Below are 7,754 nucleotides of genomic sequence, written 5' to 3'. Positions count from 1 at the left end.
AAGTAACTTATTAAATAATACCATTTAATTTGATATATTGTTAGTAAAGACAAAATAGACATAAGGAGAATAACTATGATAAGTAAAAATATAAAGATTTCAGCAGGACTGGCAATAGTGGGTACTGCTATATCAATACCTTATACATATGCTAACAACCAAGAAGGAATAGTAAACGCAAGTGTTTTAAATATAAGAACTGGACCTAGCACATCTTACAATGTAATATACAAAGCAAAAAAATCTGAAAAAGTAAGCATACTAGAAAAGAATAATGGGTGGTATAAGGTAAAGTTATCAAATGGAAAATTAGGATGGGCAAGTTCTAATTATATAAATGTATCACAAATTAATTCAGGATCAAATAATTCAGGACAGAGTAACTCAGTAAGCTTATCTGGACAAAAAGGTAAAGTAAATGTTAGCTCAAAGTTAAACTTAAGAAAAGAAGCTTCAACTAGTTCTTCAATAATAACTAAATTAAGTAATGGACAAGTAGTTGATTTATTAGAAAAAAGTAGTGGATGGTACAAAGTAAAATTATCAAATGGAAAATTAGGATGGGCAAGTTCTGATTATATAAATTTATATAAAGCAGAAAGTAATAATAAACCAACGGAAGTTGATAATGGGTCAAAACCCCAATTAAATAAAGTACAAGAAATAGTAAAAAAAGCTCATGAGCAATTAGGAAAACCATATGTATGGGGAGCAGAAGGGCCAAATAGTTTTGACTGTTCTGGGCTAGTTCACTATGTATATGGTCAACATGGAATAAAGACACCTAGAGTATCAAGAGATCAATACAAAGCAGGAAAATCTGTAAGTCAATCGAATTTACAGCCGGGAGATTTAATTTTTTCTAGTACAGATGGAAGTGGAAAAGTAACTCATGTTGGAATTTATGTAGGAGAAGGTAAAATGATACATGCACCTAATTCTAAAGGCGTAGTAAAAAAAGTAGATATAAACTCATCTTACTGGCAAAAGGTATACGTGGGAGCTAAGAGGATAATGTAGATGGAGGCAACATGTTTAAACTAATAGATATAGAGTCGAAAAAAATAATTGATAAATATTTTGATTTAGTAGACTATGAAGCGTGTGAATATTGTTTTACGACTTTATATATGTGGAAAGACTTATATAATATAAAATACTATCAAGAAGAAAAATTTATAATAATATCTGGAGAGTATGAAGGTAAGCATTTTGTTATACAACCACTTACATCTAAAGATAATATAAAGTATGCTATGAAATTTATATTCAATTATTTTAAAGAAAGTAATAAAAAAATCACTTTAAAGGCAATAACAAAAGAATTTATAGATTATATAGAAAATGAATATCCAGATAAATTTATTTATAAGGAAGATAGAGATAATTTTGATTATGTTTATGAAGGAGAAAGTTTAAGAACTTTAGCTGGGAAGAAAAATCAAAAGAAAAGAAATCACTTAAATTATTTTTTAAAAGAATATGACAACGTGAAATATAAAAGATTGGATGATAATGATTTTAATGAATGCATAGAATTATTAGATAATTGGATGGATAATAAAGAAATAAATGAAGAAATAGAAACTGAAAGAAAAGCTATTGATAAAGTATTTAAAAATTATGCACATTTAAAATACAGAATAAAAGTTGGAGGAATATATATTGATAATAAGCTACAAGCATTCTCTATAGGAGAAATGCTAACTGATGATATGGCATTAATACATATTGAAAAGGCTGATCCAGATATTAGAGGATTATATCAATATATTAATCAACAATTTATACTTAATGAATTTAGTGAAGCTAAATTTATAAATAGAGAAGAAGATTTGGGAATAGAAGGTCTTAGAAAGGCAAAGCTTTCTTATCATCCAATAAAATTCACTGAAAAATACACAGTAACAGTGTTATAAATTAGGTTACTAATAAGTGCCTAATTGTTAGATATAAAGACAATTGTTATAGTAAATATATAAATTAACTAAAGAAAGGCTAATTAAAATAATTAGACGATAGGTGAGATTATGAGATATGATATAGCAATAGTTGGTAGTGGTCCTGCGGGACTTGCAGCAGCAATAAATGCAAAAATCAGAAATAAAAATATAATTGTATTTGGAAATGACAATATAAGTGCAAAGCTTGTAAAAGCTCCATCAATAGACAATTACTTAGGTATTAATAGTATAAGTGGATTAAATTTAAAAAATAAATTCAAAGAACATATAGATGATATGGGAATAGAAATAACTGAAAAAAGAGTTAATAATATATACAGTATGGGTGAGTATTTTGCAATAGCTTCAGGAGATGATATATATGAAGCAACTACAGTTGTACTAGCCACTGGTGTAGAATATGGAAGAATGTTAAAAGGTGAAGAAGAGTTTTTAGGAAAAGGTGTAGGATACTGTGCAACATGTGATGCAATGTTATATAAAAACAAGGATGTTGCAATAATAGGTCATAATCATGAAGCAGAAGAGGAAGCAAACTTTTTAAGTGAAATAGCAAAAAGTGTTACTTATATACCTACGTACAAATTAGAAAGTAAACTTAATGATAGTATAAATATAATAGAAGATAGACCAGTAGAAATAAAGGGAGATCAATTAGCTAATAAATTAGTACTAAAAAATAGTGAATTAGACATAGATGGTATATTTATAATAAAAGATAGTGTTTCTCCAAAATATATGGTTCCAGGATTAGAAGTTGAAGGCCCTCATATAAAATGTGATAAGGATATGAATACTAATATTGAAGGCTTATATGTAGCAGGAGATTGCGCTGGCAAGCCATACCAGTATCTAAAATCAGCAGGTCAAGGCCAAATAGCAGTATCTAGTGCTATTTCATACTTAGATAAAAAAAGAATTAAAGAAAAGACACTTTTAAATGCATAGTAAATTAAGAAAAACTCATTTGTAAATTACAGATGAGTTTTTTTATTTGAAAACTAACTTATTAATGATATAATATAAAAAATAAATATGATTTAATAAAATAGGAGATATAAAATGACTAAAGCTTATAATATAGATGAAATTATATATGATTGTCCGGTAGAAGCGTTATCTAATATATTAGGAAAGAAATGGGTTGCAGTAATAATTTGGGAGTTACAAAATAAAAAAATGAGGTTTGGGGAATTGCAAAGAAGTGTAGAAGGATGCAGTAAAAAAATGCTAACACAGCAACTTGAATTGCTAATAAATAATGGAATTGTACTTAATGATAAAAAGGTAAGTAATAATACAGTAGAATCTAATTATTATTTAAGTGAATCTGGATTAGCATTACTTCCTCTTATGGAGAGAATGATCTATTGGAGCAATAGTAACCTTTCATGTGGCAAATAAAAAATTAAATAATATGGGTAGTTACAAAAAAGTGCCTAATTGAGACCAAGGCCCTTCCTTGCTATAGTGTATGTATAAGATGAATATAATACACCATATAATGAGGAAGGGTTGATTAATATGAAAAATAAATTTGATGCAATAATAATAGGTTTTGGAAAAGGCGGAAAAACATTAGCTGGAGATTTAGCTAATAGGGGTCAAAAAGTGGCTTTAGTAGAAAAATCGTCAAAAATGTATGGAGGAACATGCATAAACCAAGCATGTATACCAACTAAGATTTTAGAAAATGAAGCTAGCATAATAAGAAGAGAAAATATAAATGAATTTGATAAAATGCAAGTTAAATATGAAGAATCTATAAATAAAAAAGAAACTTTAATTACTAAATTAAGAGGTGCAAATTACAATAAGTTAAATTCAAATGAAAATATAACTATATTCACAGGACAAGGTTCATTTGTAAATGAAAGAACTATTGAAGTTAATACTATAGATGGAGAAACTCTTTTACTAGAAGGAGAAAAAATATTTATAAACACAGGATCAAAACCATTTATACCAAATATAGAAGGAATAGAAAACTCTAACATAGTTCATACCAATGAAACGATAATGAACTTAAAAGAATTGCCTAAAAAGATGACTATAATAGGAGCAGGATTTATAGGTTTAGAGTTTGCAGGTATATATAGCTCGTTTGGAAGTCAAGTAACTGTTATAAATACTCACAGCACTATATTACCTAAAGAAGACGAAGAAGATACTAATGAAATAATAAACATATTACAAAAAAGAAATGTAAGTTTTATAAATGAAGTATCTATAAAAGAAATAAAAGAAGAAGAAAAGTTAGCTAAGTTAATATATACAAAAAATGGTGAGGAAAAAGAGTTATTAAGTGATATAGTTTTAGTGGCTACAGGTAGAAAAGCAAATACTGAAGGGTTAAAGTTAGAAAATGCGGGTATAAAGTTAGACACTAGAGGATTTATAGAAGTAAATGATGTTTTAGAAACAAACATTAAAAATATATGGGCATTAGGTGATATAAACGGAGGTCCACAATTTACTTATATATCATTAGATGACTATCGTATAATAATTAACCAATTATTTGGAGATAAAAGTAGAAAAACTAGTGATAGAAAGAATGTTCCAAGTGCACTGTTTATAGACCCAGCATTCTCTAGAGTTGGATTAAATGTAAAAGAAGCGAAAGAAAAAGGTTACAATGTATTAGTAGCAAAAATGGCTACGGAGGCTATACCAAGAGCTAAGCAAATAGGAAAAACTGATGGTTTTATAAAGATAGTAATAGATAAAGATAGTGAAAAAGTTTTAGGTGCAACTATGATTGCCAAAGAATCTAGTGAAATGATTCATCTGATACAATTAGCTGTAGATTTAGAAGTTAAATACACTTATTTAAGAGATAGAATATATGCACACCCAACTATGACAGAAGCTCTTAATGATATATTATCACCAGCTATGATAAAAGAAGTATAGTATTAAATTAATAATTTTAAGGAGTGGATTATGGAAAAAATAAACTTAGTTGTGGTGTTTATAGAAGGAATACTATCCTTTTTCTCACCGTGTATATTGCCTATACTACCAATATACTTAAGCATGCTGTCGAACAGTAGTATAAACAATTTAAAAGATGAACGTACTAGATTTACAAGTAGTTTACTATTTAAAAATACCTTATTCTTTACATTAGGTATATCAACTACATTCTTTATATTAGGATCATCAGTAAATGCTTTAAGCTCATTTTTTAATACTAATAAGGATATAATAATGTCAATTGGTGGTCTTATTATAGTCCTTATGGGGATGTTTTACATGGGGCTTATTAAATCATCTATGTTAAATAAAGAAAAAAGATTTAATATGAAAGCTAAGGAAATGAATCCTATTTCATCATTTTTATTAGGATTTACATTTAGCTTTGGATGGACGCCATGTATAGGGCCAATACTTGCATCTGTGCTTATAATGTCATCAAGTTCTAATAATATAGCTACATCAAATTTACTTATAATAGTTTATACTATAGGTTTTATACTACCTTTTATAATAGTATCATTATTTTATAATAAGTTGTTTAAGACAATGGATAAAATAAAAAACTATATGGATGTAATTAAAAAAATTGGTGGAGTTATACTTATAGTATCAGGTTTAATTATGTTTGCAAATGGATTTGATGGAACTATTAATCATTTTAATACAGCAAATAAAAATAAAGTTGAAAATAATCAAAGTCAAAATAAAGAAAATAATAGTCAAAATGAAGAAAACACTAGTGAAAAAGTAAAAGCTTTAGATTTTACTTTATATGATCAATATGGAAAAGAACATAAACTAAGTGATTATAAAGGAAAAACTATATTTTTAAATTTCTGGGCTACATGGTGTCCTCCGTGTAGAGAAGAAATGCCATATATAGAAGAGTTATATAACGAGTATAATAAAAATAATGATGATGTTGTAATACTTGGATTAGCTTCTCCAAATTTAGGAAATGAAGGCAGTCAAGAACATATAAAAAGCTTCTTAAATAAAGAAGGTCATACTTTCCCTGTAGTTCTTGATGAAGGTGGAAGTTTAGTTTATCAATATGGAATAAATGCATTTCCATCAACATTTATAATAGATAAAGAAGGATATATAACTCAATATGTTCCAGGAGCAATGAATAAAGAAACTATGAAGCAACTTATAGAAAGCTTTAGATAGAGGTGATTTTATGAAAATAAACATAAAAAAGCTCAGTAATTATCTAATGAATACAGGGATATTATTATCCCTGTATAGTTTATACGTGGTATATGATAGCAGAAAAAGTATGCCACCAGGAACATGTCCTATTGATGAAAATAATAATTTATTGTATTTATCAATAATAATATCAGCGTTAGGTTTCATAACATCGTTTATTCCAAGTAAAGAAAAATAAAATATATAAATTAGACATTATGGAAGGAGGAAACAATATGAACTCAACATTTTTTTCACAATTTCTTATGATAACAAATGTATTAACATTAGTTTCAATAGTAATATTAATAGGATTATTTTTTATAACTAAAAAGTTAAGCAAAAAAGTAAATTTCACAAAGTTGATGATAATATCAACTTTATTAGGTATAGGACTGGGGGTGGTAATTCAATATATAGCAAGATTTCCTAAAGACCCAAGTACTATAAAATGGTTAACTGAAGTAGACAAGTGGTATGGTCTTATAGGTTATGGATTTATGGACATATTAAAAATGCTTGTAGTTCCAATTGTATTTGTATCAATAATAAGAGTTATTATGAACTTAAAAGAAGGAGAAGATATAAATAAGTTAACTTCAAGAACAATAATAATGTTACTTGGTACAACTGCAGTAGCAGCAATTATCGGAATCATAATAGGTAATCTATTTAAATTAGGAGCTGGACAACAAGTTGCAGTGGCAAGTGGTGAAATGAAAGAGATAACTCCAGTAGTAGATACACTAAGAAGTTTATTACCATCAAATCCAGTAAAAGCAATGGCTGATGCTAATATAGTAGCAGTAGTAATATTTGCAACATTTATTGGTTTAGCTATAAAAAGATTAAATAAAAAATATTCGGATCTAATAAAGCCTTTTGTAGATTTAATAGAAGCCTTTTATAAAATAATAGTTAGTGTATCTATAACTGTTATAAAGTTTATGCCATATGCAGTTATAGCTCTTATGGCAAATACAATAGTAGGTCGTGGAATTAGTTCTATATTCGGTGTAATAGACTTTATAGTAGCTTTATATGTAAGTGTATTTATAATGTTTATAATACATTTAATTATAATAAGTTTAAATGGTATAAATCCTATAAAATATATAAAAAATGTTTCAAAGCCTCTTATATTAGCATTTACATCAAGATCAAGCGTAGGTACGCTTCCTGTAACTATAGAAGCTTTAACTGATAATGTTAAAGTAGATGAAGGTATAGCAAGTTTTGTAACTAGTTTAGGTTCTAATATGGGGATGAATGGATGTGCGGGTATTTACCCAGCATTAATGGCAGTAACTATTGCAAATATGTCAGGTACACATATGGACTTTAGCTTCTATGCAATGTTAATAATCGTAGTAACAATAAGTTCACTAGGAATAGCTGGAATACCAGGAACAGCTGCTATGGCTGTATCAGTTGTAATATCAGGTATGGGAATGGGTGCATATTTCCCACTTGCAGGAGGCATATTAGCTATAGACCCTATACTAGATATGGGTCGTACTATGCTTAATGTAAATGGTAGTATGGCATCAGCAGTGACTGTTGCAAATTCATTTAATAAAATAGATAAAAAAGGTATATAATATAAAATATGAC

At 27.9% G+C, this 7,754-nt stretch carries 8 protein-coding genes; all 8 read left to right on the top strand.

Annotated elements, in window-relative coordinates:
• The first annotated feature begins 75 nt into the window (after positions 1-75).
• Complete coding sequence (locus tag BN899_RS07395; RefSeq protein ID WP_052356720.1) at positions 76-1,020, top strand: C40 family peptidase; 945 nt, start codon at positions 76-78, stop codon at positions 1,018-1,020.
• 11 nt (positions 1,021-1,031) lie between these two features.
• The gene (locus tag BN899_RS07390) at positions 1,032-1,919 is read left to right on the top strand and encodes a DUF2156 domain-containing protein (protein WP_042274239.1); all 888 of its coding nucleotides are present in this window, start codon (positions 1,032-1,034) and stop codon (positions 1,917-1,919) included.
• A 111-nt stretch (positions 1,920-2,030) separates the two neighbouring features.
• Positions 2,031-2,912, top strand: coding sequence for an NAD(P)/FAD-dependent oxidoreductase (locus BN899_RS07385; protein ID WP_147568514.1), 882 nt, complete (start codon positions 2,031-2,033; stop codon positions 2,910-2,912).
• Positions 2,913-3,026: 114 nt separating this feature from the next.
• Positions 3,027-3,368, top strand: a complete 342-nt coding sequence (locus tag BN899_RS07380; protein WP_042274236.1) for a winged helix-turn-helix transcriptional regulator — start codon at positions 3,027-3,029, stop codon at positions 3,366-3,368.
• Positions 3,369-3,488: 120 nt separating this feature from the next.
• Complete coding sequence (locus tag BN899_RS07375; RefSeq protein WP_042274234.1) at positions 3,489-4,880, top strand: dihydrolipoyl dehydrogenase family protein; 1,392 nt, start codon at positions 3,489-3,491, stop codon at positions 4,878-4,880.
• A 30-nt stretch (positions 4,881-4,910) separates the two neighbouring features.
• Entirely contained in the window at positions 4,911-6,119 is a 1,209-nt protein-coding gene (locus BN899_RS07370; protein ID WP_042274232.1) for a cytochrome c biogenesis protein/redoxin, read from the top strand.
• 46 nt (positions 6,120-6,165) lie between these two features.
• Entirely contained in the window at positions 6,166-6,339 is a 174-nt protein-coding gene (locus tag BN899_RS19000) for a hypothetical protein (RefSeq protein ID WP_154658889.1), read from the top strand.
• 37 nt (positions 6,340-6,376) lie between these two features.
• A complete protein-coding gene (locus BN899_RS07365) occupies positions 6,377-7,741 on the top strand; it encodes a cation:dicarboxylate symporter family transporter (RefSeq protein ID WP_042274229.1) in 1,365 nt (454 codons plus the stop codon).
• The last annotated feature ends 13 nt before the right edge of the window (positions 7,742-7,754 follow it).

Source organism: Faecalimicrobium dakarense (genome assembly GCF_000499525.1).
Taxonomy (GTDB): Bacteria; Bacillota; Clostridia; order Peptostreptococcales; family Peptostreptococcaceae; genus Faecalimicrobium; species Faecalimicrobium dakarense.
The sequence above is the reverse complement of the archived record's forward strand: the minus strand, read 5'-3'. Positions and strand labels throughout refer to the sequence as shown.

Bases quoted from the DNA above. Each gene is read 5' to 3' on its own strand.
- BN899_RS07395 (WP_052356720.1), top strand. From the start codon at position 76: ATGATAAGTAAAAATATAAAGATTTCAGCAGGACTGGCAATAGTGGGT.
- BN899_RS07390 (WP_042274239.1), top strand. From the start codon at position 1,032: ATGTTTAAACTAATAGATATAGAGTCGAAAAAAATAATTGATAAATAT.
- BN899_RS07385 (WP_147568514.1), top strand. From the start codon at position 2,031: ATGAGATATGATATAGCAATAGTTGGTAGTGGTCCTGCGGGACTTGCA.
- BN899_RS07380 (WP_042274236.1), top strand. From the start codon at position 3,027: ATGACTAAAGCTTATAATATAGATGAAATTATATATGATTGTCCGGTA.
- BN899_RS07375 (WP_042274234.1), top strand. From the start codon at position 3,489: ATGAAAAATAAATTTGATGCAATAATAATAGGTTTTGGAAAAGGCGGA.
- BN899_RS07370 (WP_042274232.1), top strand. From the start codon at position 4,911: ATGGAAAAAATAAACTTAGTTGTGGTGTTTATAGAAGGAATACTATCC.
- BN899_RS19000 (WP_154658889.1), top strand. From the start codon at position 6,166: ATGAATACAGGGATATTATTATCCCTGTATAGTTTATACGTGGTATAT.
- BN899_RS07365 (WP_042274229.1), top strand. From the start codon at position 6,377: ATGAACTCAACATTTTTTTCACAATTTCTTATGATAACAAATGTATTA.